Below are 24,121 nucleotides of genomic sequence, written 5' to 3' on the forward strand. Positions count from 1 at the left end.
CCTTTACTTTATCCTACTTCTTCTGTTTTTATTTCTTTCTTCGCCTTGTCAGCGAATCGGGATGCAAAAGTAGAAGTTGTTTTTGATTGCTGCAAGAAAAATCTAAAATTTATTTTCTTCTTTTTTTCTTACGCTGCTCGTCTTTGACTCTTTATTTGCGAGCAGGGTTACAAAAGTATATACCCCAATCCTTTTCTCCAAATATATTTTCAACTATTTATAGAGTAAAATCATGGTAAATCAATAACTCTCTCTATATCATCCAGAACAACAAATAAACAAATACGCCTTCTTCAACAGTAAAGTTGAAGAAGGCGTATTTGTTTATTTATAGGCAGAGACTGTTTCAATAGTGCCATTAGGTCGATGTGTTAATTCGGTAACTTTCACACTTCTTAAATGAGTTTTACCACCGGATAAAGAACTATCATGATAAAATAGATACCACTTCCCTTTAAACTGAACAATAGAATGATGATTTGTCCATCCAATAACAGGTTTAAGGATTACACCCTGATAAGTAAATGGACCATAAGGACTATCTCCAATAGCATATACTATATAATGTGTATCACCTGTAGAATAAGAGAAATAGTACTTGCCATCATATTTATGTAACCAAGAGGCTTCAAAAAAACGACGATTATGATCTCCAGCTAATAAAGGTTTTCCGTCTTTATCCAGAATCTGCACATCTCTTACTTTTTCATCAAAGTGGAGCATGTCTTTGCTAAGTCTGGCAACTTTAGGACTTAAAGCTACTTCATTAGAATCGGGCTCTTTACTATTTACATCATATTTGCCAGAACGCCATCTCTGTAATTGTCCGCCCCAGATTCCACCGAAGTACATATAATGTTTACCATCTGAATCCGCAAATACAGCAGGATCAATACTAAAGCTTCCTTCAATGGGTGTAGGTTCAGCTTTGAAAGGCCCTGTTGGAGAATCACTTTTAGCTACTCCTATCCGAAAAATATCTTGTTTGTCTTTTACAGGGAAATATAAATAGTAGGTTTTATTTGCATATGCCGCATCTGGAGCCCACAATTGACGTCCTGCCCAAGGAATATCTTTGATATTTAATGCGATGCCATTATCCTTTACACTTCCAGATACGCTATCCATAGATAAAATATGATAGTCTCTCATATCAAAATGATCTCCATTATCATTTTGGGGAATTCCAGCTTCAATATCATGAGAAGGATAAATATATAGCTTTCCATTAAATACATGAGCAGAAGGATCAGCAGTATAAATATCTGTAACCAATGGATCAGATATAGGATTCAAGCTATCTTCTTTAGTAGATGCTGTATGTACAGAGTCGGTAGCAGCGGATTCCTCTTTTTCGGAACTCTTGCTTGTGCAGGCACTCGTAAGACCCAGGACAAGTAACACAATGAAAGTAGGTACTTTTAAAGAGAGGTGTTTGATCATTTTTCTATAAGTAGATAGGTGAAAGATTAGATTGTCTTACTCTTTCGCTAAAGCGATCTGAATATGATCCAAATATAGAAAAATATTAAATGTTATCCTGACACTTTTATTATTTTTATAGATAATAGCATTTTTTACAGACTTTAATTAAGCTATTTTATACAGATAGTAGCTACTATTTAAATGAAGGCATTAAAAAAGCACCCCTGCTGGAACTATACAAATAGTTTGGCAGGGGTGCTTTATAGTTTAATAGAAAAACTATTTCTTCTTATTTTTAAAAGGAATACGGATTTTCATTTTTTGTGATACTGGCTTTCCGTTTTCCTGAGCAGGAGTCCAGCGGGATGCATCTTTTACAGCTTGTACTGCGGTTTGATCTGATTCGCCACCAATACTTTTCAGTACTTTTACATTGGTAAGACTACCATCAGGTTCAACAGTGAAACCTATTTTTATAGTACCAGATCCATAAGAACCAGCATTAGGAGATGCTTCCAGTTTTTGCTCTATTGTTTTCATAAACTCAGGCATACCTTTTTCGGGTTGTGCGGGAGTATAGGCTGTTTTACCACTTTTCTCATCTTCACTTCCTATTACTACTACCTCACTCAACGACTTCATATCAGGAGATAAGCTGGCATTGATAGTACCATGTTGATCCACAGGAATACGGTATGTTATATAACCTACAAAACTAAAGGCTAATTCTCCATCGGCCGGAACTGTAATTGCATATTCTCCATTCTGATTAGTATACGTTGTAATGTTTGTTCCCTTTACAGTAACAACTGTTCCAGGAATAGCCATGCCATCTTCTGCATCCACTACTCTTCCTTTTACTATGCGCGGAGTTTGTACTCCTCCTGTTGTAGCTTTTACTTTTGATTTAGCGAATGTATTTGAATCGTCAATAGCAGTAGTATTCTTCTGTGCTGAAGGTTTAACGGAAGCAAACGAATTTCCCTGGACAGATTCTGTTGGAGGCACTGCCATCTTTTCTTCCAGCAAAACAGGTTGATTGGATGTAGCAACTGGCAGGTCTTCTTTTGCCATCATTGTAGCTGTTGCAGTAGTTGCAGGACTCTTATCTTTAGATTCTATTACAGTAGATTCTAATACATTTTCAGCTCTTGTTATAACAGCTTTATGTTTTTCACTTGTAGCCAGAAACGATTTAGTCACATTTTTATCAGCCTCTACTTTATCAGATTTCTTGAATTCGCTATTAGTAGTAGCAGGCTCCTGATAAGAAGGTGCTTGCTCCAATGCAATCTCATTTTGGTTGCGTTCATTAGCTAAAGGTGTTGCATTGGAAGAAACAACGGGATGTTCATTCTGAGTTTTAGCCAGAGAAGGAGTTATTTTCTCTGAATATTTAACATTGAACATTACAACAACAGCACAGCATAACAACAAAGCCACTGACGCAGCAATGGCATAAGGTTGCATACCAAAAGGAATGCTAATACCACCTCGTTTTTGTTTCTGTTGGGAAATCCGCTGATGTAAACGTGATTTCAAATCGTTCATATTGCCCTTCATCTGCTGTGCACTTTGTTGAGTGCCCAAACCATCAACAGCATCTGCTGTGAATGCATCATTGGCTAATTTGGATTCCACAGGGTAAGAAATATCGCTATTCTCTTTGCTAAAGAGATATTTCTCAATAATATCCTGAGACAAAGGTGACTGTAGGGAAGGGCTATTTTTTTTATGTCGGGTCATTTCACTTAGCTATATACCTGATAAGTCTAATCTACTTCATAATTAGGAGTTAAAAGCTGACCGGAAGTCTTATCCGGTTTTGTCCAGATAGAGCTTAAGATTTCTCTTTCCATTCTGCAAATAGCTCTTAACCTGTTTAAAATCGAAACCAGTCATATCACATATCTCCTTGTATGACTTCTGGTCGATATAAAAAAGCTCAAGACAACGCTTTTGTTCTTCGGGCAATTCGTTCATTCCATCTTCTATCTGTGTCAACCGATACTCTATGTCTTCCTCTTCTGGATGCGATGCAACCTCAAATTCCATATTCTCATCAGCAGATAAATAAATCGTTCCCTGAGAAGTATAGGTTTTATGTACCCGTAACTGCATCAGACAGTGATTGCGTGCCAGTGTATGCAGCCAACTACTAAAGTTTTTTACTTCGTGAACTCTCAATTCAGTAACCAGCTTTTCAAAAATCTGCATGGTGGCATCTTTGCTGTCGTCTTCCTTTTTCAGATACTTCAGGCAAACCCCAAACACCAAATGCATATATCTTTCATAAAGCTCACCCAGTACTTTCAGATCACCAGACTCACGGTAACGCCGTAAGAGTTCTGCATCATCAGCTGGGGCTTTTTTAGGTGAACGGCGGAAAAAGAGCATGCAGCGACTGATTTAATAGTTAATGAATAAAATAATTTTCTCTCGACTATACTTTCTGCTCCACTTAGTATCAAGGTTCAAATTTGCTCTTCCTATAAAATTACAAACATCTCCTTAAATAGTAATACTATCTATTTATTCGATAGAGAAGATAAAAGTAATATTTTTTTTCACAAAACTAATAACTATACTATATTTTCTTTAATTATTTAAATTCAATCAAAAGAGCAAAAACTTCTCATTTTACTGTCTGCGCATACAATATACTGTAGATCAACACCATACTATTTGAACTGTATACTAATCTAAAAATCCTTCCCGTTAAAAATCCAATAGCATATTTTTAGCCTTCCTCAGATTTGATTGCACACAATTACAGTAGAAAAAATCGTTCCACATGTAAGCGGAAACAGAAGATTATCTGCAGGTTGATCTGGATTATGCGTAGAGTAAGTCTTGCTGTGAATTCACCGCAAATGATATATTGAAGAGTTAATTATGGTTGATCGAATCAAAACATTTTTGCTTATAACAAATCGTAGATATCACTAATGCACTGAATAAACCATAAATTTTGTATTTGAGCGGAATTAATCGCAAAAAGATCTCATGCACATAGTTCAGGTCAAAACAAAAAATCCATAGAACTATGCACATGAAAACTATTTCACAGCTGTATACAAACTAATATTAAAAGGCTAGCAAATAATCTTTGCAGAATAGGTGTGGAAATAAGAATAGGCATGCATCTATTGTAAAAACATCTAAAACCTATCACTCATGAGTAAACTACTTATAGTGCCTACCCTATTTTGCCTATCCTGGCTAGGTTTTGCCCTTATTCATACACACAAAACCATTACAGGTACAGTAACAGACTCTGTCACCCATCAAAAACTGGCAGGAGTAAAAATTACAGTATATGGTACTGCTACAGAGACTAAAACCGATGGGCAGGGAAATTATTCAATTCAGGTAGTAGGTAATAAGTCCGTTCTGGTTTTTACATACAGTGGGTATGCTCCCAAAAGTCTATCGGTAAATAACCTGTCACAGATTGATGTAAAACTTGTTAAAGGTCAACGTAGATCGGTAATATCAGCAAAAGACAAAGCCTATCAGCCAAAATATGAGACCAAACAGGAAGATTTAACATTGAATGAAACTTCGATTACAACTCAAGAAGGAGAAACATCTAAAGAGATGTATTTTATGGAGCCCAATATAGCTTCCAAAGTCGCTCCACCAGCTATAGCTTCTGATTACAATACAGAATCGTATAATACTATTCATGAAAATATATTCCAGGAAGCTCTTCGCAATCCGCTTTCAACCTTTTCCATAGATGTAGATGCTGCCAGTTACAGCAATGTAAGACGTTTTGTTGAGTTGGGCCAAGCCCCTCCCAAAGATGCAGTCCGGATAGAGGAAATGATCAACTATTTTGAATATGACTATCCTCAGCCTTCGGGAAATGTGCCATTTTCGATTACAACTGAAGTATCAGAATGCCCATGGAACCCAAAGAACCGACTTGTACATATTGGGTTGCAAGGCAAAAATATTCCTACCCAAAATCTGCCTCCTTCCAATCTGGTTTTTCTGATTGATGTTTCCGGCTCAATGCAGGATGCCAATAAGTTGCCGTTGCTTAAATCAGCCTTTGGATTACTTATTGAACAGCTACGTCCTCAGGACCATGTGGCAATAGTGGTGTATGCAGGAGCTGCAGGTTTGGTGTTACCTTCTACTTCAGGTAATCAGAAAGAAAAAATCAGGAATGCACTTAATCAGTTGGAAGCTGGGGGATCGACTGCGGGTGGACAAGGCATTGAATTGGCCTATAAAGTGGCTCAGGAATACTTTCAAAAAGATGGTAATAACCGGATTATTCTCGCTACTGATGGAGATTTCAATGTTGGTTCATCCAGTGATGCGGAAATGGAAAGGCTGATAGAGAAAAAACGTAGTACAGGCATATTTCTGACGGTATTGGGCTTTGGAATGGGTAATTACAAAGATTCTAAAATGGAAATTCTAGCAGACAAAGGAGATGGCAACTATGCCTATATTGATAACCTGCTGGAAGGCAAGAAAGTGTTTGTCAATGAATTTGGAGGTACATTATTTACTATTGCCAAAGATGTAAAGATTCAGATTGAGTTTAACCCGGCACAGGTTAAAGCCTATCGACTGGTTGGTTATGAAAACAGAGCCTTAAAAAACGAAGACTTTAACAATGATAAGAAAGATGCAGGAGAGTTAGGTTCGGGACATAATGTAACCGCTCTGTATGAAATTGTTCCTACAGGAGAGTCTTCAGACAATTCATCGGACACTATAGATCCACTTAAATACCAAAAGAATGTTGTTGATCCCAAAGCTTATAAAGCCAGGGAAATGATGACAGTAAAATTACGGTATAAGAAACCAAATGAAACTACCAGCAGTCTTATTGAAACAACATTGGCTGATAATAAAACACCTCTGAGTAAAACGTCTGACAATTTCCGGTTCTCAGCAGCAGTAGCAGAATATGCTATGTTATTACGTGATTCAGAATATAAAGGTACCGCTACTTATAATCAGGTGATCACATTAGCTACTCAAGCAAAAGGTAAAGATGAGGAAGGGTATCGAATTGAGTTTATCAATATGGTAAAGGCTAGTGAATTTCTACAAGCCAAAAGATAAGTTGATAGTACCTTTTGTTGTACAGGTCTGCCCTAAAACAAAGCTTCCCCAGCAGAATTACCGGGGAAGCTTTGTAGCAAAAACATTCTGGCATTCCAATAGAATGAGATGTTTATCGTGTCTTTGTGCATAAACTCTTAATTCCGGCAAGATAGGAAAGATTCAAACTATTTAGCCACCGTATTTTCACCCTTTTTTTATTGAGTATTTTTCCTTTCTTTGCGGAATTAATTAGTGCAATCTCCTGCCTTTTATAAATCGCATACCCAAAACAGCTTACAGATCGTTTGTGATACAATGCTGGGTCAAACCTATACCTCGTTTTCAGAATAAGATACAGGTACTCATTTTGCGTTGATTTTTGTTTACACAACTAAGCTAGTAACGCTCTTCTTTCAGAATTAGGAAATTCATGTAGTTAACTACATGAAATCAAAGAGTAAAATTGGATTCTATAAAAGAAAGTCGTTTGATAAATACAAAACATAGTATATTTTTCAGTACATTTCACACCCTAACAATCTGAACTACCAAATGGTAATAGTTCGTGAGCAGTTATACTATGAAAGCGCCAGAAATTCCATCAAATGAAGAATCTCGTCTACAGGCCTTACAAGGATATCACATTCTGGATACTCAACCTGAAAAAGATTTTGATGATATTGTGAAATTGGCGTCTCAGATCTGTCAGACCCCCATTTCGCTCATTTCACTTGTTGAACAACAACGACAATGGTTTAAATCACGTGTAGGAATAGACTATAAGGAATTACCCAGAGAGAGTTCTTTTTGTGGGCATGCGATTCTTCAGGATGGAGTATTTGTTGTAAAAGATACACACACTGATGGTAGATTCATAGATAACCCTTTGGTAGAGGGAGATCCAGGTATACGGTTTTATGCCGGTGTCCCTCTTATTAATCCAGATGGTTTTCGCCTCGGAACACTCTGTGTCATTGACAAAGTACCCAGAGAACTTACTTCCGAACAACAATTTGCCCTTCAGGTATTAGGCCAGCAGGTAGTACACCAACTCGAACTTCGCCGACGCAATTTTAGTCTGATATCAGCCATTGAACAATCCCAAGCACAAGCCAATCGGATTAATCATTTGAATGAGATGAACAGCAAAATCATTTCTGTTATTTCACATGATTTGCGTAGTCCACTAAATACCATTCGGGGAATGATTAACTTTTTGGAAATTGAAGAAGGATTTCCTGCACAACTTCAGCATTTAATCCAAAAACTTAATGAAATGCTGGATTCTACAGATGAGATACTGACAACTCTTGTTCAGTGGGGTGCATCTCAGCTTTCTGGCAATGACATGATCCATTCAATAGTAAATCTGCATGAACTGGTTGAAAAAGTAAAATTGGAACAGGAATATAAGGCAAAGCAGAAAAATAACACAATTGTTAATATGGTAACCCTTGAACAGATTCGTGCAGACAAAGATATGCTCTGGTTTATTTTGCGTAATCTGGTAGGGAATGCGAATAAGTTTACGGATAGCGGTACAATCAAGATTTCAGCTGAGAAGGTAGACAAACAAATTAAAATAAGTGTCAGCGACACCGGACATGGAATAAGCAAGGATATACTGGGCACCTTATTTTCCCAACGCCAAACCAGTAGAGGCACACAAGGTGAAAAAGGAATAGGCTTCGGATTGATTATGTGTCGAGAGTTTATTGAAAAACTGGGTGGAAGTATTGAAGTTGTAAGCGAAGAAGGAAAAGGAAGTCTATTTGCATTTACAATTCCTCATTGATTGTTACAATAAAATAATAATTCGGAAAAAATTAATTTATATATTTTTTTGTTAAAAATCTGTTCTTTGATTGTATTTTTTCTCTTATAAAATTGTCTGGTAACATAACATTAATTATATTTGATGTAACAACTGATTTTTGTTTTTCTTCTATAAGTTTTTTTTATGTTAAAAAGGACAAGTATTTTTCCGGCTGTTTTTGCAGGGAATCTCACTGTAATCAGCCAATATAGCTTGGCAATAGCACTCCTCTCTGCTTCTGTCATTTACTTAGTAAAGAATTTTTCATTACATGTCCATCCCAAATAAGAAACGGAATAAATGAGTTGTATTCTTAATTACAATAATACTAAGTAGTAGTATTGTAATAGTGGTATATACAGACTATCAAAATCATTATTTCTTATTTCCCTGCAATTTCAGTTCTTAAAATATAGGTTCGCTTCTCAATGTCAATTAATCTGTTCTATATCTAAAATAGCTTTTTTTGTAAAGTAAACTTTTTTCACTATCCAATAGAATATCTCTCATCACTTTACAACATACAGACAAAAATACAACCTTATCATTATAAGTTTATTAATAAGATTCCAATTAGGTAATTCATTATCCACTTATACTTTAATATTAATCAGTATAAAATTATCTATATAAAAAAACTTTCATATTTACTTATAGCGCTTGTATAAGAGGCAAAGATTTGTTTCTCACTGAGTTACTCCAAAAATTGAGTTACTAGCTAAAAGGAAGAATAAAGATAAATGTAAGCTTAGACTTTGGATAAGCCTTGACCAAGAACAATAAAACTCAGATCATGGGTCACATAATAGTGGCAAATATTCAACAAACAAAGAATACTAGAGATTATTTCTTATCCTCTATTCAATAGAGACTTAATAAGTATTTAAAAATACCATAATTTCCTACTCACTTGCAATCTATTACATTCGCAGATAAAAATAATTAATCATAAAGCACACACATATCAATCTTTTTAACATGTTACTCCACAATAAAAGACGATACAATATAGTTTAATATAACTCACAACCTCTTACGACCTATGGATTTCTTAATCTTCAATTCCACCAGCCCTTTTAAGATAATATCCAAACATATTGAACTGGTAAATACCAACGATATATGTTACCTAGAAGTAGACAATACATTCGAAAATATAGCTTCAATAGTAGAATGGAATATTGCATTGACAGTGGAAAATGAATCCCTGAAGGAAAGAATTAAGATTTTGGAAGATCGTTTAAAGATCACTAATCTCAATAACCAGGAGTAAGACCTTGATAAATTATATTATACCATAAAAACATTTTAAGATCACAACCATCATTTCGCTGGTTGGAATAAGGTGATAACCTTAATATTTAACAGACTATCAACAAGTTAATCTAAAAATCGGGATAAACGACTTGTGAGTTAAAAAAGATTAACTTGATAAAGTTATTCAAATTCCATCTGAATTTTATAGCTTAGAGCTGAATTTCTCCTGCTTCTATTATAATAAATCTCAATCTATGCAAAGCATTCCACTGCACTGTTGTTTCGCTAGTTTTAGTATTCTCTACTGAGAAAAAAGTGCTATTTTGTAAGCTTGCTTATGGTCCATTGTTATAGGAGAAGGTCAAAAATATGCAATATTGCTACTTATCACTCATAAAATCTATCAGTATCATCCTTTTCAAGCTGATAAAATAGTTTCATTGTACTTTTCAGATTTCAGACTTTGTTTAATAAAATCATAGATAACCACCTCATTCAATCTTGGATGGGTAATCAAAATCCTATTGCAGCACATATGTAAAATGCTCTCAATTATTCTACATTTCCTATCATAGGATAAGGCTTGGATAATAGAATAAAACTCGCTACTTTGAGCATCTCTATCAGTTATAATCTGCTTAATCTGACTCATCAAAATGGGAGTTTGTTCTTTTAGAAACTGTTTAATTTGTCTAAAGTTATTGGCGAGAATCTTTTTATGCTCAAGAACAGAAGTCAACTGAAATTCATTTTTAAAGTTTGAAGATAAATTTTCTATAAAGTTGCTCTTTTCCTCAGGGGACAGCCCCACTTTTTCCAGTATTCCCTGACAGCTAAGAAGAGCTACTATAATCCTATGTCTATGTGAATTTAAAAGTTTGACAGTATTTAGAGTTTCCAGTATGGCAATAGTACAATAGCTATCCATGTAAAAAAAGTGTTCGACCTGATCATAATCCAGTGTATAGCGATCTATTTCTCTTTTATAACTATCCAATTGGATAGACCAGATACTTCCAGCTTGAATATAATTTTTAAGCTTTTTATTGACCAGATCTAGAATCCGGAAGATTTTGCTTTTTACTTTTACTTTTAATCTTAAACGTATATGTGAATCAGGAGCATTGAACTTAACAAAAAAGTATCCTTCGACAATTTTCTGACTAATAAGACTTATTAATACTTTTTGTAATGAATGTACAATGATCTCATCCATTAATTGGAAATTGCAAAAGATATTAACTTGTAACCACTGACTTCCTGGAAAAAAATCAGTTACAATTTGTCTATTTATAGTTATATCAGCAGCATTAGCAGATAGGTTTAATTCGTTTTTGTTTAATTTAAGTGGTAATACAAATTCATGACTGTACTTTCCGGTTTCATTAGTAATGAAACACTGATTAGCGCTAAACAAACACTCTTCAATCTTAAGAGATCTGTTTTTAGATAATTCTTCCCAGAAAAGATCAAAACAAACTTTACTCTCCAGATTAATATATAAATTGAGATCATTGCCACCTTTGATCAAAAACTGTTGTGGAATCTTCACTTCTGAGAAATAATTTTGGACTTTTGTATAAGATGGTAATTGTTTATTTTCAAAGAGGTGATCAAAATCAGACAACTCAATTATCCATGACTCTTTAGAGAGGATACACTTTTTATATACTACTCTTGGAAGATGTTTAAAACCTCCCATTAAATTTCCCCAATTCCAATATAACCCGTATAGACCATCCTGAAAGTGCAAATCTGAAAGGAAATAGTAAAAATTAAGTGCCTGATAGGTATAGTTATGAGCACTAGTCAGACGAGGCTTAACAATTCTATTTAACGATCTGGATTTTAAGATAACTTTATTATCACTACAATAGACAGTTAGATCATCAATGTTCAACTTAATAGCTGAACTATCTGAATTATTGAGAAGTGGTATTTCAAATTTTCGAAAATCAGTTTTGGTAACCACATTACTTGCCTTCCCAGAAGGAGCATGAATGATTTCAGCAAAGATAATATCATTTATTCCCTCTTCTTCAGCATTAATACATTTTTGCAATTTTTGATCCAGATCTGAGTCCAGATTTGCGAATCTGCTTAATAGATTAATACTTGAAGGGCCTCCTGTATAGATATAATCAATTAAAAAATTGCCTTTATCAATTGCATCTTCATCTTGTGCAATCAATCGAAAACAACTAAACAAAGAAGAAGGAAGGTCCTTAGCTGATGTTTCTGCACTCTTAAACTCAGATAGATCTTCTTCGCTTAAAACCAGCATGCTTTTCTCAAAAGCATCTTTAGACTTCAGGTATTTATTAAATAAAAACAGATCCCAACTATTTAACATAAACTGATCAGCTGAATTATTGCTTAAACCTGCTAATCCTTTTAAAAACTCATTACCACCTGTATCAAGATGACTTTCCACTGGATACCCAATACCAGTTATTGTATCCAAAACATCTGCTAGATTTACTTCCTTACTACCATACCTTTCTCTGAACTTTTGTATAAAGGTTCGTAGTCTCGAGTTGGAACTATCTGCTTTTAATTTATTCAGATAATGGATACAATCATAAATCTCTGTCAATACATTCTTGTTAATTTGCTTTTCCTTGAAAGATAAATACATATCTGAATGGAGCAAATCCACATTAGAGTAGTACTTATCTAAATTTTTCAGATATTTACCAATCTGAATATAGGAATGGAAACCCTGTCCGATTTTGGTTTGGTTCAGTCTTTCAATCTCAGCTATTGCTAAAAGCAAATCCTGATTATCTGCTTGCTGTTTGAGTCTCTTTTGAAAGTCTTTGGTAATATTATCAGATAATATATCTGGATAAAAGTCTGGAAGCAAGAGATAATTATCAATTAAATGAAAGATAAACTTGTCAACATCCTGTTCTGATTGAGTGACTCTATTAAGTATAAACTTCCGAATTTGAGAAAAATTTTTTTTTCTTTTAGTGTACTTAATTATACTCTCAATCAAACTTGTGTTTTCTACTGTCATTTTAGAAAATGGATAATTATCTCCTTTTATATAATGAAGACCTCTAAAATTCTTATAGATTGTATTATTGCTAAAAAATTTCCCCTTAAACAGAAATTCTTTATCTGTGTATTTCCTTTTTAAATATTGAGTTATAAAATCAAAATTTAGGCGAACCTTTTTTTTATGCTTATCGCTACGGTTTAACTCAATTTTAGTTGAATCTGCAATATTTATAGATGCCAAACCTGCAGAAACTCCATAGGGTGTGCTTCGGTGAGAAATTCTTAGATAATATTTAAGAAGTTTGTTGACAACTTTTTTATCTGAAGCAGATAAATCTTGCTTCCGGTGCATGAGCTTTTCATAGGCATGAAATAATTCCTGTGATGAAAGCAAAAGAGCTTCTTTAAATAAGTCATTATTTAGAAAGTTTAATAACTCCAAATCTGAGTGGATATCTGCTAAACAAGATGTATACTGTTGAGTATTACCATTTCTGGAATAAATAGGCAGCAAAGGTGTCCGGATTATAATAAAACCAAAATCTTCGATCATACATTTATTGTTAAAAATTAGTGATTCAAATGAATTTAAAAATTCAACATTCATTGTATAGGTTAACAGTAGCTGTGAAACCCTATCTCATATAAATTTTGAAGACTTTTTATTGTATGCATCCTAAAGAAGAATTCTTATATCCAAACTATATATCCATCAGTCCATAAACGAAGAAGACATACAATTGACCTATGTATGCATTAGTAGCTACACTCTTTCAGCTTACTCTGCAACTACTGTAGATAGGGTATGGAAATTATTTAACAACATTAAATTATGCCATTTGGGTGATAGAAAAGATTGATCTTGAAATGCAACCAGACAAGCTCCCGACTTTCCATAAAGAAGGGAAGTATCATCAATAATCTTTTTTAAATCCAGGTTTTGGAGAGTACCTTCTTGTAATGTTTTAATTGTCTTTAAAGAACTATAAAGTAATCTCAGATAATAGAAATACTTACTGGAGAAAGTTCTTTCATGAGTAAATTCATAGAAAAGTCTATAAAAAAGACACACACCTGCCAATCCATGACAAATACCAATGTCATAAAATCCCTCTATATACTGAATCTGGGAGTCAGTGATGTTCCGTTTGCAAGAATGTAAAGCAATCTCTAATGCACTATAATAAATTTCATTATCTTTTAGCACTTGTGCTGCAACAAAAAGAGAGTAGGCAACTCCTAAATCTCCATAACACCACCCAAGTCTACTGGTTTGCTCGCTTATGTTTGCATTCGAGAAAGATGACAAACCGTTTTGTTGTTTTTTGGAAAGTAACCAGTTAACAGCCCCTCTAATCATTTGTAAAGAAACCATTTTTCGTGTATTTACCTGTACATCAACATATATATCTCCGGCAAGGTAAAAAAAACACAAGGTACAAATGATACTGGGTATACCATGAGCTAATCCATAATTTTGAATTTTCTCTCCCTTAAATTTCTTATCGTAGTAGTAGTCATACCAAAAATTCCCGTTACTGTCCCTTTCCGCTATCTGTTCAATACCTTCAACAATTGTAGTAACCACTTTCGTGTTATTTAACCGCAGGTACGGATAATCTAAAAATACCAGAGCTTTCCCTATCACGCCATACAACAAATCATAATCTCTATTCTCAATATCAACAGAGACAGACTTTTCTAATTGTCGAGAAATATAATTCATCAATTCTTCTTTTGCTGATGTCATTTGCAGCAACTTATGCTGTTTCAAATATTCTACCAGCCATAATATACCAGCAAATCCGCTTGCCAATGAAGAATCCTGACGTGAGATAACAGTCGGTATATCATCAAAATAGCTGGTGATTAATAAATCCAGTCGATCTTTGAATTGACTATTCTTCGTTCTATGATATAAAGAGGCGTTTAGTAAAATGGGCCCACCTAGTCCTATATATAAAGAACAGGAAGAGTATGATGGAGTGGCCTGAGCTGTATCACATATGAGTTGATTCAAAATACGCTACAATCTTTATGTTTAACATTAAATATACTGCAATATAAATATTTAATAAAATATAACGAATTAATTCATTATATTTTATTTTTTATTCAATATATTTACAAAAAACATATAAAGGTATGTCAATATGCAAATTGCAATTACTACAACAGTAAAATCATGTTCAGCAGAAACGCTGGCCAACTTTGCCAGTTATCATTTAAGTATCGGATTTGATTATATTTTCTTTTTTTTTGATGATGAAAATGAAATCCCTCCAGATGTTACGATCAAAGAGGAAAGAATTATTATTATCAAAAATGATGACCTATTACAGCGCTCATGGCAAAAGACTAAGCTAAGACATATGTTAGAATATACGTCTAGTGATTTAATTGCGCGTCAAGTACTGAATATAGAGGCAGCTATTAATCTTTCGCTTCAGTTAAATGTCTCCTGGATTTTGCATATTGATGTAGATGAACTATTTTATGCACCTGCCTATAACAATGTTAAAGATCATTTTAAGTATATGGAACAACAACATATACAATCTATTAACTATGTGAATTATGAGGCTATCTGTGAAAAAACCTATATTGATAATTATTACAAGGAAGTTACGCTTTTTAAAAGAAATCCACTCACTTTAACTTTAAAGCAGAAAGATCTGATTCAATGTCACTATCCAGGAGGGATGAAAAATTTCTTCTTGTTTTATGGTAATGGTAAGCCTGCCGGTAAAGTATCTGCCAGACTTACACCAAACGGGCCTCATTTTTTTAAGAATGCTATTCAATTTTATCCAAATACCGGACCAATTATATTGCATTATCCTGTTTGCGGCTTTGAAAATTTTTATAACAAATATCATACACTTGGATTCTTTCCTGATCTATGGCTAGGTGAATACTCTATTGAGCAACAGTTGCCCTTCCATATTCGCGCCAGAAATATAATCCATTCTCAAACAAGACAGCAGGCAGAAAAATTTTATAACCATGAGGTAGTTATTAGTGATCAGAAACTTATTGAACAGTTACTTATAAATGAAATTTTTTGTAGAATTCATAAGCCTTCACAAGCTTTTAAATAAAGTAAATTTGAACTTCACAACAAGATATATATTTAATTTATTGAGGAGTAACAAACTTTTGGCTGCTTAAATTAATAACCATCAGTAGCAACGGTTTTCTACTGCTTTTTGTAGACGCTTTTTCAGTTACAAAAAGCAGCTCTATTGCTACTTATTATTATATTTAAATTAAGTAGCGTACTTGTTTACTCTTCTGAATGAAACTATATTTGTATTCAAGATAATGAAATACCTTAACAAAAAATTACACGACAGGTGTTATAAAGTATTTTGTTAAGTGTTATTAGCCAACCTGTAGATTAGCTACCAGAGCTGTAAAAGTAAATCCAGGTCCCTGCCGGCTGTTAAGCGTAAATATACTCAAGTCCTTATATAGGCTTATTTTTATTATTTTTTATCTAAATATTCCTCATATGAAAAGTCCATGTATTGAAAAAAAACATTATTTATTTAATTTCATCTTATTGATATATATGGGTTTATCAGGTATGCAGGTATACAGTCAAAAGAAGGATAAAAACACCTCTGTATCTACCAAAGAAAATAATCTACAGAGCTCAAGCTCCAATAAAACCTTATCTCAATTACCTACTGACTTTATCGATGTATCTGCTGTGAAAGCTTACTTTGTCATTGCAGATCGATTTAGAGCTCATCAGGAACCAACTGTACAAGAATGGACATCTTTGTTTACTTCGCCTATTCACACAATGATGATAACAGCAGGTGTCTTAGATACAACAAAGTTTAAGCATGACATGCAACTAATCTACACTGAGGGTATGGCCAAAAACAAAACAGAAGCAAAGAATGATGCAAAAAATGTACAAACTGATTCTGATTTAGCTCATCATTTGAAGTATCAAAAGCTTGAGAAGCAACTTCTTGCCCATATTTCCTTTTTGGAGGCATCTTCTATACAACAAAATATCTTTAGTTACCTACAACCTTTTCTTCCTGCTCGTTTACTGATAAAAGACAAACTACCTAAGCAATATTATGTCTTTTATGGTAATGAAGATGCAACTGCAGGCCCAGGAATGGTCATCAACGACTTATTACTTTCTTACAAAATTGATAGATATAAATTGGGTATTTTATCAGCACATGAAACCTTTCATGCCATTGTTTCAGAAGCCTTTACAAACTTATTAAAGAACGATTTTTCCAATCAGGACCCTAATGCGATTCTATTGTATTTTTTGAGCAATGTATCACAAGAAGGGGTTGCAGACCTGATAGACAAACCAGCACTAACACAGTCAAATTCTCCTGTATTAAAGGAAATGGAATCCTTGACTGAAAATGAAATTATGCTTAGTAAAAGCTATATTACTAAGCTTGATAGCTTAATTCAAGCCAAGAGTACCAATATTGATTATAATTTATTATTTCAAAAATTTAGCAAACACGGCGGACACATTCCAGGAAGGGTTATGGGGCAAGCTATCAAACAGGCAGGCCTACTTCCTACCTTAATCCATTCAATAGAGGATCCCGTTTTATTCTTTGAACTTTATAATCAGGCTGTTCAAAAAAACAAATCCGAATTACCATCTTTATCAGTAACAAGTCTATCATACTTAAGAGAGATTAGAGAGCGTTATCTTAAGCAAATATGATCTGTTTTGATAATAATACTGAAATAGGTATCATCATCTTTAAAATGTAGCCTTACTTTGAGATTATCTTGAGAAAGGTTATCACCTAACCACAAAAGTTAATCAGAATGCTCAATCAGGCAGACTGCAGATTATTCAAGTCTATATTGTTACGATTCTTGTTATCGGTAATATTTTTGTAATGTTGAACTATATCTTTCAGATCCTTATTAGTTGAAGTTAGAACTTCAATTGAGTTCTTATAGGCATCAATGGTTAATCCTTGGTAGTTGATCATGCTTTCCAGAAACTGAATCTTATGTTTAAGTGTTTCAACGATTTCTTGTTGTTTTTTCTCCTGGTTAAAATCCTGATCTGTTTTAGGTACAAGATGATTCTGTTCGGAAGCGTTTTTATTCTCAATTACAAGCATTTTTCCTTTACCTTGTAAGAGCCAAAGCAAATTCAGATCTGGATAAGAATCAGTAATCTGAAGTAGTTTTTCTATACTAAAATTTTTACCGTGAACAATATTGGAAATCTGGGCACCTGAAATCCGGGTACTTCTTCCAAACTCGCTCATCTTTATATTCTTAAAAGTTAAATATTCTTTTAAGCGTTGTCCAACTAATCTCAGTTCCAGTTCCATACTATCTACATTAATGCTGTCCATAATTTACCAAAATAATTTAGTGAGGCTTCATATTTATATTATATCTCTGTATATAGATTGTATTGAAAAACCATTTTAGCTGAATTTAAATTCAACTAAAGCAAAATTATATTAAAAAATGATTCATTCAAATTTGTCTGTTGTATGTTTACATTATATTATTTTTTAATGTAGAATACCAAAAGTACTATAGCTGTAAGACTGACAGGAATCTATTGGGTTTATTATGAATTTCTGTTCAAATATATTTATAAGATATAGTATCTTCAGGCCAACCTTATATATCAGAATGAATGTGCCTATATGATATTATTTTTATCAAAGATGAGATTCTTTTATCATATATCTGAAGCTAAAAAAATGATATCAGAACTAGTATAATAGGAGATGTATAGACACAAAGATAGTAGTAATTACAAGCTATATTTTCCAATACCGCCTGTTATTGCTATCCAGCATTAAAGTAGCTATCTAAACTGAGGAAATACTTATCTTGTTCGTGCAGATAATTCTTATGAGATCTGTTTGTAATTTAATCATGTAATACAACATGTTTTCCAGACTTTCTCATAAAGCGTTTAAGATGTGATTGCCTGATTGTAATTATAAGTATCAGAACAATTCAAATTGTGGTAGTAATGTCTTTTTTATAAATCCCATTGTTACTATCGGGGATTAAAGAAACCATTATGGAGTATGAAACATTTGTTCAAGTCCAACAATAAATTTCTCTATAAGGCGCTTATCACGAGTTATAATTTCAGCAGAGGCAGTCATCCCTTGTTTAAAAACCAGTGTTTTATGATAAGATGTAAATAACCCTTTAGGTAAACGAACTCTGGCAAAAAATGTATTGTCACTTGAAGGAATCTGAGAGATAAAATCAACTTCCCCCTCTACTAAACCAAATTCCTGAAATGGATAAGCTTCAAACTTTATAAGCACTTTCTGGCCTTTTTTTACTTTTCCAAAATTACTCTGAGGAATCTTAACCATTCCCAACTCTCCAGAAGTGGAATTTCCAATATAAAACAATTCCTGACCTTCCTTAACCATTTGATCCTGCTGAAGCCAGTCAGATACTAAAATTACTCCATCCATAGGAGCCTGTATTATATATTGGCTTTTCCAAATAGTAATCTTGCTTTTTAAAATTTCAATAGATTGAATAATATTGGTTTTATGTTCAGCAATTACTTTATCCAACTCAAGTAGCTCCTTATATATACTGGCTTGTTTTACATTGTTATCAATCAGTTGAGTTTGTAGTTGCAAGAGAGGAACTCTTTTAGCTAAGTACTTACTTTCTTCTCTGTTAAGTTCCAGGTGGGTAATAACTTTTTCTGATGCAAGTTTTTTCTGAACCATGAACTCAGTCTGTGCTAGCTCTGAATCTTTCTCAAGAAGTACTACCTGATCTTGCAGATTCTGTTGTGTTCTCGTAAGAAACTGAAGATCCGTCTTTAAAAAGAGTCTTTTTTTCTCATAGTATCGATTGGAAAATAGAGAAAGGTATTGATTATATGCCTGATTAAATAGTTTAAACTCAGACTGGATCTCTCCCAGATTTTTAAAATTTATCTCTTCAAGTCTGGCTAGCTGATCCGGATTAGCAGAGATAATAATGGTATACAAAGAATCCAATTTTTTATCTAATTCAAGTATTAAAGTATGTTCGGCAGTACTTTCTAGAAAAGCCAAAATATCTCCTTTGTGAACCTTATCATTTTCATTAACCAGCAATTTTACCAATCTGTTGTTATTTTTGGCAGTTACTGGTTTAGCAGCATTAGCAGATGTAAGTTGAAAGGGTACTATAACAATGTCTGGATACTTTATAACTACAGACAACAGGAGAATGACCAGTAATAATATAAAAAAAATACTATTACCTGATCGAACAATTATGCCAGGTACTTTGCTTACAATCTCTTCAATTTCATAACTATGAATTTGAGAGTTCTGCTGTGGATAGGGTGTCATATTTACTAACTTAAGAATCCATAGGATGAAACAATCAATCGTCTAGTTCAAGTTGGTTCTTTATCAGTTCATAATATTTCCCTTTTGCTTTAATAAGTTCATTGTGGGTACCTTCTTCAACTAAAAAACCCTGATTTAAGACAACTATCTTATCTGCATTTTTTACTGTACTTAATCGATGGGCCACTACAATGACAGTTTTACCGGAAAAGAAACCTTCAAGGTTTTGTGTAATAATCTTTTCATTGGTAGCATCGAGAGCATTCGTCGCTTCATCAAAAAAAATAAAGTCAGGATCTTTGTAAATAGCCCGTGCAATTAATACACGTTGCCGTTGTCCTTGGCTCAGCCCCACCCCTTCAGTTCCAATTTTAGTATTATATGACATTGCCAGACTTTCAACAAATTCTTGCAAATTTGCTTTTTGTATAGCCTCCAACAAACGTTCAAAATCAATATTTTCTTCCCCTACAGCAATGTTGCGAGCGATAGTATCTGAAAAAATATATCCATCCTGCATAACTACTCCACATTTACTTCGCCATAAACTAGGACTGAGCCTTTTTAAGTTAGTATTACTTACATGAATAGAACCTTTCTCAGGATTATAAAACTTTAAAAGTAATTTTAACAAAGTTGTCTTTCCACTCCCGCTCATACCTACGATTGCAGTCTTCTTTCCTTCTTCAATCGTTAGGTTTATATTCTGAAGAACCAACCTATCTGTCCCTTCATAGGTAAAACAGATGTCTTTCAAGGTAACAGTTCTGCCTTGGGGTAAGAAATTTATCAGGTTAGCAGATATAGGTTCCTCATCAGGTAAGGTATGTATCTCATTCATTCGTTCAAGACTAATTTTAGCGTCCTGCAGATTTTGGAAGAATTGAATTAGCAAATAAACTGGTGAATTAAGCATTCCAGTCATATATTGAATAGCAAGCATTCCTCCCAATGTAAGTTGCCCATCTAGTACCAATTTGGCCGAAAGAAAAGTGATGATAATATTTTTGCATTCATTAATCAAAAATCCACCCATACTCTGATATTGAGATAGAGTTAAACTCTTCACATTTAAGTAAAATGTTTTAGCCTGAACCCGTTCCCATTCCCACCGTTTTTGTAACTCAGCATTTGCTAGCTTAATTTCCTGCATACCCGCAATCATCTGAATCAAAAGGCTTTGATTTTGCGAACCAATATCAAATCTTCTTGTATCCAGATTTCTGCGTTGTTTGAAGAAAATAGTAATCCAAAACCCATATAAAAGGCTCCCAACACAAAAGACTACAAAAATCAGCCAATTATAATAAGCTAAAGCAAAGCTAAATAAGATAAGATTAATAAATGAAAAGAGAGTAGTCAGAGCTGTTCCTGTCAGAAATGACTCTACACGCTGATGATCGCCGATTCGCTGAATTGTATCTCCAAACATTTTTACATCAAAGTAAGACAGCGAAAGCCGCATAAGTTTGGCTAAAAAATCCGAAAGCAAAGAGATATTGACTCTACTACTGATATGAAGCAGAATCCAGCTTCGGACAAAGTCTACAACTGTTCTTCCTGTAAGCAACGTCAGTTGAGCAGCTAAAACCAGATATATAAAATTAAGATTCTGTGTATTAAGACCGACATCAATGATTGATTGTGTTAAGAAAGGAAAAATCAATTGTAGAATACTTCCAGATAAAATTCCTAAAAAAAGCTGGAACAATAACCGTTTATAAGCAAGTAAATATTTCAGGATATGATCAAAAATCAGGGCACTTCCGATTGGTTGGGGTTCATCCACATTGTCAAAAAAAACAGGTGTGGGTTCTAAAAGTAGAATAATACCTTCCTTTCTTTCATTATATGAATTATTTAACCATTCTACTAGAAATTCATCCTTTGTATAGGTAAGTAATCCCCTTTCTGGATCGGCGACATATAACAGTTCACCAGATCGTTTCTTTGAGGGTAGAAAAAACTTATCTTTTATTTTGTTAGTGACTTTATAAACTATAACAAAGTGGTTTTGCCTCCAGTGTACAATACATGGTAATGTAGCCTCTTTTACCAAACTATCATACTCAATCCTTGCTCCTGTTGTTCTGAAACCTAATTTCTCTGCTGCTTTGCTGATATTTAGTAAAGACACTCCCTCTCTACCCAAATTGGAAATTTCTCTTAAGGACTGAAGTTTGTAGCTTTTGCCATAGTATTTTGCAATCATCTGCAGACATGTAGGGCCACAATCCATGTAATCATATTGCTTATAGAAAGGAAATGCCATCTGATCTCTTATTAAATAACCTTGTACTCATTATTTGTTTGTATATAACACTAACTCTATTGCACATCCACTGTATCAACAGTAGGACCACAGATTACATGGGTTTTATTAGAAACCGATTCCTCTATTACTGGATTAGATTCATATATAAGATTAGCAGGCTGTATATCTGAAGGGTGTATATTCATGAAGACATTCTTTACCAATTTCTCGTACAAAATCCCTTCAGCCCATACATAATTTACTTTTCCCCAACGTGTAGCACTATTTATGTCAGGAAAAAAGCCACTTCCCTTAAAATTAGCACTTGTGTTACAAAGTACAGGGATACCTGTTAATTTATAATAATGAGTCAATAAGCTGTACAACGTCTCATTATCCTGCCAGTTAACAGTCTGAAGACGAGCAGTTTGATCTGTATGGCAGATAGAAGGTATTCGCAGTTGCCACTCTTCGCTAACATGATGTTCAAATAGCATAAAAGGGTCACTTCCACCAGGCCTAAAAATGGTACTGGCTTTATCTTCCAGACAAACCGGAGCTATAGGCCTGTAAGATTCCCTGTATTTTATTTGATTCAATATATCTTTTATAAATATAGATGAGGCACTACAGAGAATGCTGCGATTACCTAAAGCTCTTGGGCCCAGCTCCGCTCTGGACTGTAGAAAGATGACAGGTTCGCCTGTATCATGTAGCAAGTGGGCTAGTTGTTCAAGTGTACAGTTTTTTTTCTCCCATCCTTCATAAGGCTTATTAACTAATAATTTTGGCCCTTTATATACATCCCAATCAAGTTTAGGTGTATGCCAACTCAAACGGTCAGAATATTTTTTTGTATATAGCCATTCGCTACAGGCAGTACCAATGGCACTACCTGAATCGTTTGGAAATGGGCATATCCATATCTTGTCAAAAAAGTTTGCAGATCGTAAAGCATTATTCCATTTTATATTTAGCGCAGCACCACCAGAATAACATAGGTTTTTAGAAGCCTGACTGGTTTTCATCAGAATCCTAGATAAATTATCAATGAGCATCTCTTGCAAAAATCCATGAAAAGAAGCCAATATATCCTCATCATAAAAATAGTGTTTTGACAGTTCCTCTCTGAAACGAGTAGTGAAATGATAAGGATATAGGGAAACGTTTTTGAGTTCCTCCTCACTGGCTGATTGATAAATATTATGAAAAAGCTTGATAAGGGTTGAATTCTGCTTACCAAATGCGGAGAATGCCATTACCTTTCCAGCAACAGATAATTCATCTTTAATTACATTTTCATTAATCTTGAATGGGCCAAAATGCTGCGAGAAGATAGAATAAATATTTACTCCCAATTGAAAAAGCTCATCTATATAGGTTATTTCCCAATTAGCCCCTGAAATAAAATAGAGCTTGGGAAACATACCTCCATCCCATACCAAAACGTATGAATCTTCTCTGTCAGCAGCAAACGGACTGGTACAATAACAACTAAAAATATGGCCTGCTACATGTGAATAGCTCGTATACGAAAATATCTTGTTACCGATAGGCAGCCCTGTAAAACTATACCGATGAGAAACGCTATGTATACTGGTCTGCTGATAGGGAGCAACGGGCAGCTTAAAAGGTAGAGACAAATTTTTTGTCTGAATCTGAGCCAACTCTTCGCCTACCCATCCATCTACTACATACTGATCTATATCTTCTACTCTGTAGCCATTTTCATTAAGTATGTTTTCAATGAATGAAAGATCTTCAATTATTTTAAACCGATTGTTGTTATTAACTTTTTCAAGTTCAATACAAAATTTAAGTTCGTTGTTTTCAATTAAAGCAATTGAACTATCATGAGTTAGTTTAAGACCACAGATACGCATATGAGTAATGGTTTAGGCAGTTAGTTTGTAATTTTATATCACCTCTTTT

At 34.0% G+C, this 24,121-nt stretch carries 14 protein-coding genes; 5 read left to right on the forward strand and 9 right to left on the reverse strand.

Features of this window, described 5'->3' with window-relative positions; all coding sequences use genetic code 11:
• Window positions 1–324: 324 nt before the first annotated feature.
• The 3 genes from QNI22_RS21525 to QNI22_RS21535 all read right to left on the reverse strand — a co-directional run bounded on the left by QNI22_RS21525 (window position 325) and on the right by QNI22_RS21535 (window position 3,822).
• Complete coding sequence (locus QNI22_RS21525) at window positions 325–1,443, reverse strand: glycoside hydrolase family 43 protein (RefSeq protein ID WP_314513878.1); 1,119 nt, start codon at window positions 1,441–1,443, stop codon at window positions 325–327.
• Window positions 1,444–1,704: 261 nt separating this feature from the next.
• Entirely contained in the window at window positions 1,705–3,171 is a 1,467-nt protein-coding gene (locus QNI22_RS21530) for an energy transducer TonB (RefSeq protein WP_314513880.1), read from the reverse strand.
• Between the two features lie 69 nt (window positions 3,172–3,240).
• Complete coding sequence (locus QNI22_RS21535; protein ID WP_314513882.1) at window positions 3,241–3,822, reverse strand: RNA polymerase sigma factor; 582 nt, start codon at window positions 3,820–3,822, stop codon at window positions 3,241–3,243.
• A 780-nt stretch (window positions 3,823–4,602) separates the two neighbouring features.
• Here QNI22_RS21535 and QNI22_RS21540 point away from each other — a divergent pair.
• From QNI22_RS21540 to QNI22_RS21550, 3 genes are all read left to right on the forward strand, one after another.
• Window positions 4,603–6,516 carry a YfbK domain-containing protein gene (locus tag QNI22_RS21540; RefSeq protein WP_314513884.1) on the forward strand — a complete coding sequence of 638 codons (1,914 nt, stop codon included), beginning with the start codon at window positions 4,603–4,605 and terminating at the stop codon, window positions 6,514–6,516.
• 562 nt (window positions 6,517–7,078) lie between these two features.
• Window positions 7,079–8,293, forward strand: coding sequence for a GAF domain-containing sensor histidine kinase (locus QNI22_RS21545; protein ID WP_314513886.1), 1,215 nt, complete (start codon window positions 7,079–7,081; stop codon window positions 8,291–8,293).
• Window positions 8,294–9,356: 1,063 nt separating this feature from the next.
• Complete coding sequence (locus QNI22_RS21550; RefSeq protein WP_314513888.1) at window positions 9,357–9,587, forward strand: hypothetical protein; 231 nt, start codon at window positions 9,357–9,359, stop codon at window positions 9,585–9,587.
• A 402-nt stretch (window positions 9,588–9,989) separates the two neighbouring features.
• On the opposite strand, the gene QNI22_RS21555 is transcribed toward QNI22_RS21550, so the two are convergent.
• Together QNI22_RS21555 and QNI22_RS21560 are read right to left on the reverse strand one after the other, a co-directional pair.
• Window positions 9,990–13,130 carry a lantibiotic dehydratase gene (locus tag QNI22_RS21555; protein WP_314513889.1) on the reverse strand — a complete coding sequence of 1,047 codons (3,141 nt, stop codon included), beginning with the start codon at window positions 13,128–13,130 and terminating at the stop codon, window positions 9,990–9,992.
• A gap of 225 nt (window positions 13,131–13,355) precedes the next feature.
• Complete coding sequence (locus QNI22_RS21560) at window positions 13,356–14,597, reverse strand: lanthionine synthetase LanC family protein (RefSeq protein WP_314513891.1); 1,242 nt, start codon at window positions 14,595–14,597, stop codon at window positions 13,356–13,358.
• Window positions 14,598–14,730: 133 nt separating this feature from the next.
• Between QNI22_RS21560 and QNI22_RS21565 the strand changes: the two genes are divergently transcribed.
• Together QNI22_RS21565 and QNI22_RS21570 are read left to right on the forward strand one after the other, a co-directional pair.
• Window positions 14,731–15,678 (forward strand): glycosyltransferase family 2 protein, encoded by a 948-nt coding sequence (locus QNI22_RS21565; RefSeq protein ID WP_314513892.1) that lies wholly within the window; start codon window positions 14,731–14,733, stop codon window positions 15,676–15,678.
• 413 nt (window positions 15,679–16,091) lie between these two features.
• Window positions 16,092–17,300, forward strand: coding sequence for a DUF5700 domain-containing putative Zn-dependent protease (locus QNI22_RS21570; RefSeq protein ID WP_314513894.1), 1,209 nt, complete (start codon window positions 16,092–16,094; stop codon window positions 17,298–17,300).
• 115 nt (window positions 17,301–17,415) lie between these two features.
• Here QNI22_RS21570 and QNI22_RS21575 read toward each other — a convergent pair whose 3' ends face one another.
• From QNI22_RS21575 to QNI22_RS21590, 4 genes are all read right to left on the reverse strand, one after another.
• A complete protein-coding gene (locus tag QNI22_RS21575; protein WP_314513896.1) occupies window positions 17,416–17,952 on the reverse strand; it encodes a helix-turn-helix domain-containing protein in 537 nt (178 codons plus the stop codon).
• A 687-nt stretch (window positions 17,953–18,639) separates the two neighbouring features.
• A complete protein-coding gene (locus QNI22_RS21580) occupies window positions 18,640–19,935 on the reverse strand; it encodes an HlyD family secretion protein (protein WP_314513897.1) in 1,296 nt (431 codons plus the stop codon).
• 34 nt (window positions 19,936–19,969) lie between these two features.
• A complete protein-coding gene (locus QNI22_RS21585; RefSeq protein ID WP_314513898.1) occupies window positions 19,970–22,207 on the reverse strand; it encodes a peptidase domain-containing ABC transporter in 2,238 nt (745 codons plus the stop codon).
• A 56-nt stretch (window positions 22,208–22,263) separates the two neighbouring features.
• The gene (locus QNI22_RS21590) at window positions 22,264–24,072 is read right to left on the reverse strand and encodes a carbamoyltransferase N-terminal domain-containing protein (protein ID WP_314513900.1); all 1,809 of its coding nucleotides are present in this window, start codon (window positions 24,070–24,072) and stop codon (window positions 22,264–22,266) included.
• Between the last annotated feature and the right edge of the window lie 49 nt (window positions 24,073–24,121).

The sequence above is a fragment of the Xanthocytophaga agilis genome, assembly GCF_030068605.1.
Taxonomy (GTDB): Bacteria; Bacteroidota; Bacteroidia; order Cytophagales; family 172606-1; genus Xanthocytophaga; species Xanthocytophaga agilis.

Bases quoted from the DNA above. Each gene is read 5' to 3' on its own strand.
- QNI22_RS21525 (WP_314513878.1), bottom strand. From the start codon at position 1,443: ATGATCAAACACCTCTCTTTAAAAGTACCTACTTTCATTGTGTTACTT.
- QNI22_RS21530 (WP_314513880.1), bottom strand. From the start codon at position 3,171: ATGACCCGACATAAAAAAAATAGCCCTTCCCTACAGTCACCTTTGTCT.
- QNI22_RS21535 (WP_314513882.1), bottom strand. From the start codon at position 3,822: ATGCTCTTTTTCCGCCGTTCACCTAAAAAAGCCCCAGCTGATGATGCA.
- QNI22_RS21540 (WP_314513884.1), top strand. From the start codon at position 4,603: ATGAGTAAACTACTTATAGTGCCTACCCTATTTTGCCTATCCTGGCTA.
- QNI22_RS21545 (WP_314513886.1), top strand. From the start codon at position 7,079: ATGAAAGCGCCAGAAATTCCATCAAATGAAGAATCTCGTCTACAGGCC.
- QNI22_RS21550 (WP_314513888.1), top strand. From the start codon at position 9,357: ATGGATTTCTTAATCTTCAATTCCACCAGCCCTTTTAAGATAATATCC.
- QNI22_RS21555 (WP_314513889.1), bottom strand. From the start codon at position 13,130: ATGATCGAAGATTTTGGTTTTATTATAATCCGGACACCTTTGCTGCCT.
- QNI22_RS21565 (WP_314513892.1), top strand. From the start codon at position 14,731: ATGCAAATTGCAATTACTACAACAGTAAAATCATGTTCAGCAGAAACG.
- QNI22_RS21570 (WP_314513894.1), top strand. From the start codon at position 16,092: ATGAAAAGTCCATGTATTGAAAAAAAACATTATTTATTTAATTTCATC.
- QNI22_RS21575 (WP_314513896.1), bottom strand. From the start codon at position 17,952: ATGGACAGCATTAATGTAGATAGTATGGAACTGGAACTGAGATTAGTT.
- QNI22_RS21580 (WP_314513897.1), bottom strand. From the start codon at position 19,935: ATGACACCCTATCCACAGCAGAACTCTCAAATTCATAGTTATGAAATT.
- QNI22_RS21585 (WP_314513898.1), bottom strand. From the start codon at position 22,207: ATGGCATTTCCTTTCTATAAGCAATATGATTACATGGATTGTGGCCCT.
- QNI22_RS21590 (WP_314513900.1), bottom strand. From the start codon at position 24,072: ATGCGTATCTGTGGTCTTAAACTAACTCATGATAGTTCAATTGCTTTA.